This window comes from Shigella sp. FC1967 (assembly GCF_001743005.1).
Lineage (GTDB): Bacteria > Pseudomonadota > Gammaproteobacteria > Enterobacterales > Enterobacteriaceae > Proteus.
Genome location: NZ_MIIZ01001433.1, coordinates 1 through 349 on the forward strand (window position 1 = coordinate 1; position 349 = coordinate 349).

General features: G+C 52.4%; 1 protein-coding gene. It reads left to right on the plus strand.

Features of this window, described 5'->3' with window-relative positions:
• Window positions 1-349 (plus strand): YfbR-like 5'-deoxynucleotidase (locus tag BHE89_RS22730; RefSeq protein WP_128860790.1); only part of this gene is annotated, 349 nt, incomplete at both ends.

A 349-nucleotide genomic window follows, 5' to 3' on the forward strand; every position in this document is an offset into this window, starting at 1 on the left:
CAACGCCTGATCAAACGCTGGTCACTGATGCACTCTGTTCAACCGGAGTCTGTGTTGGAACACAGCGCTGTTGTTACCCTGCTTTCCTACCTGGCTGGCAATATTGCCATTCAGCAAGGGAAGTCGGTGGATCTGGCAGTCATGCTTGCTCATGCTTCGTTGCATGATGCAGCCGAGGTTCTCTGTTCGGATGTTGTAACACCGGTCAAGAAAGCAAACGCTGTTTTGCAGCGTGAGTTTGAACGACTGGAAAAGGCCGCAGAGGACAAACTCATCCAGACTCTTCCCGAAGAACTCCAGGATGCAGTCGCCATAGCCTTCGCTCCCGGTGGCTATGAACAATCACTGG